This window comes from Butyrivibrio hungatei DSM 14810 (genome assembly GCF_900143205.1).
Classification (GTDB): domain Bacteria; phylum Bacillota; class Clostridia; order Lachnospirales; family Lachnospiraceae; genus Butyrivibrio; species Butyrivibrio hungatei.
Genome location: NZ_FRDH01000022.1, coordinates 1 through 2,815, shown reverse-complemented (window position 1 = coordinate 2,815; position 2,815 = coordinate 1). Strand labels below are relative to the sequence as shown.

General features: G+C 44.5%; 3 protein-coding genes. All 3 read right to left on the bottom strand.

Annotation, left to right across the window (positions count from 1 at the left end; all coding sequences use genetic code 11):
* Positions 1–132: 132 nt before the first annotated feature.
* The 3 genes from tnpC to tnpA all read right to left on the bottom strand — a co-directional run bounded on the left by tnpC (position 133) and on the right by tnpA (position 2,686).
* Complete coding sequence (gene tnpC / locus BUA02_RS15520; protein WP_072705780.1) at positions 133–1,785, bottom strand: IS66 family transposase; 1,653 nt, start codon at positions 1,783–1,785, stop codon at positions 133–135.
* 149 nt (positions 1,786–1,934) lie between these two features.
* Positions 1,935–2,279: an IS66 family insertion sequence element accessory protein TnpB gene (tnpB, locus tag BUA02_RS15515; protein WP_072705779.1), complete on the bottom strand. Its 345-nt coding sequence runs from the start codon at positions 2,277–2,279 to the stop codon at positions 1,935–1,937.
* On the bottom strand, positions 2,276–2,686 hold the full coding sequence (gene tnpA, locus BUA02_RS15510; protein WP_072705777.1) for an IS66 family insertion sequence element accessory protein TnpA: 411 nt from the start codon (positions 2,684–2,686) through the stop codon (positions 2,276–2,278). The genes tnpB and tnpA overlap by 4 nt, the downstream gene beginning before the upstream one ends.
* Positions 2,687–2,815: the final 129 nt, after the last annotated feature.

Below are 2,815 nucleotides of genomic sequence, written 5' to 3'. Positions count from 1 at the left end.
GTAAGCGCTAAATAATTAGGTGGGTAGCGCTACCACCACATATATGTTATTGGGTACAAGGGCTTTTGCCCATAAATATACCCCAGCCTCTTATGAGACTGGAGCACCTTGACAATTCACATATGATTAAGATCACATCGCATCGAAGATTTCCTTTTGATGCTGCCTGTGAAGATCTTCCAGAGCTTCCTTACACTCTGGATTCCATGGACAGAGCTTTTCTAGTTCTTCATCACTTGTTTGTGATGTCGGAGTTTTGAGAAGCAGGTACTTTAGGTAATAGTAAACATCTACATTGTTTGCCTTGGCTGTTTCGACCAGTGAATAGACTAAAGCACTGGCATTAGCTCCATCCGGAGTATCGGCGAACATCCAGTTCTTTCTGCCGGTCACAAAAGCTTTGCAGCTTCTCTCAGATGTATTGTTATTGAAACTGCAGCCACCATCCTCAAGATATGTTTCAAGGTATGGTCGTCTGTTTTCAATATAGGTCAGCGCTTTATACAAGCGTGAGCCCTTTATGGCATGCTGTACCTCGAACCATTTCCAGAAGCCTTCAAGGACGGGAACTTCCTTTTCTTCGCGGAACTTCTTTATAGCATCAAAAGTAACGCCCTGCTTACCATGGATCTTTTTCTCCAGGTCGAAGAGCTTATCGATGTACACAAGTCCCTGTACCGCAGGCTGAGTATGGTCATACTCCTTGCCTTTTGGGATGGCATCTATAAGGTATCGTCTTACATGTGCCCAGCACGATGTTCTCGTGCAGTCCCTGAGTCTATTGTATCCACTATACCCGTCAGTCATCAGGTACCCGTGGAAGCCCTCAAGGAATTCCTTGGCAGTGTCACCTGCTCTGGTCTCTGAGTAGTGGAACAGCACCATCTGCTGTTCATCAAACTCCCCAGACCGGAATACCCACATGTAAGACTTAGTTTCGGGTCTTCTCCCAGGTTCTTTTAACACCTGGACCGGTGTTTCGTCCGCCATTGCGTATCTTCCTTCGACAAGCTTTCTTCTGAAGTAGTCGCACATGGGAGCAAAGAAATCCAGTGCATTATCAATGATCCATTTAGCTATAGTGCCTCTGCAGATATCTGCACCAAAAAGAGTTTTGAAGTCTCTCTCCTGTCTGTAGAGCGGAAGACTGTTATGGTATTTCTGATACATTACCCATGCTACAGTTCCAGCTGAAGCCATTCCATGAAGCATGTGGACATGTCCATCACGTCCTCTGACGATACATGGGACTTCAGCATCTGTCTTACATTTAGGGCAACCATAGCTGACACTGTAATAAGCGATCACCTTTATGCTAGGCTTTACAATCTCAATCTCTTTGCGGACGAACTCCTCACCGATTCTCTCAAGAGGTGTTCCGCAATTAGCACAGATCCGCTGATCTTCAGGGACGTCAAGATAGACTTTCTGAACTGGAAAGTCTGCAAATTTATCAGCCATTGTGGATTTTCTCTTCCGGGTATGTTTCTCGACTGTGACGAAATCTTCTTCCTCTGGATCAGGAGCTGTCTTTTCAGCTTCAGCCTCATTGAAGAGATTTAACTGTCCTTCGAAATCATCATTCCGTTTTTCGCTGGATTTGCCAAAGAGTTTCTTGGTGAGATAATCTATCTGCTCCTGAAGGACCTGCTCTTTCTGCAGATGTTCTTCCTCGCGCTTGTTGGCAGCATCGATGAGAGCGTTGAGATTCCTGATCGTTGTATTCAGTTCTTTGATGGTATCCTTAAGCTCAATGAGCTGCTGGTCCTTGGAATCTCTGGCCACGTGCCGCCTCCTTTATCTGATATATAGATTTTATCAGATGATACAGGCAATTAATATCGGCAAAGTGACAAAAAGCTGAAAACAATGGCTTCATATTAATCCGATTTGGCGTGTTTTAAGAAAAGTGCACAAAAGCGAAAGTCCTATTCCTAGGACGCTCTAATGGCCTTAGGCTGCTCTATATCGATACCTGAGAGAAGCCAGTCAAACTCACGCCAGGTAAGATTACGTACTTCGTCCTTATTCCTCGGCCAGCGGTATCTTCCCTGCTCTGCTGATAACCTTTTATAGAACAGAATGAAACCATCGGATTCCCACAGGAGCATCTTGAACCTGTCTGATCTTCTCCCGCAGAAGAGATACAGAGCCCGGCTTCTTGGATCCATGTGGAGTTTATCTTCAATTATGGCACACAGTCCATCTATGGACTTTCTCATGTCGGTATAGCCGCAGACAATGTAGATATCATCTGCAGCTGTTATATCGCCAATCATACAAAGCTCCTTAATGCCGAAAAAGTTCTGGCTACTAGATCCGGATCAGCTCCATTGCAAAGAGAGATATGTACATCTCCAAGACTAATCTCTATCATATGTGAATTGTCAATGTGCGGCGCCACCTCAGGTATAAGTTCCTGTGGTGGTTGGATATCAGGAACGATATTCACTTTGACCACATCCTGCTTTGGCAGGGTCAGGTCATATATATCAACATCACCTGCTTCAGGAATCGCAAATGATTTCTTCCGCAGACGTTTGATAGCAGTACAAAACGAAGAGTTTGGAATTCCATTTACTCTGCAAAACTGAGCATCGGATAGTCCACTCTTACGGCAGTCCATGATGAGTCTGTACCAGTCCTCATCAGATCTGCGAGGTAATTGTTTCCTTGGATTCGACATAGCAGCTCCTTCCAAGTCGTAGTGAAATGTTCATCATTCGACTTTAAACATAGTAAAATGTACGTTATTCGAATCCATTATGAACTTGTTTAGTGGCGGCAGCTATCCGCCTAATAATTTAGCGCTTAC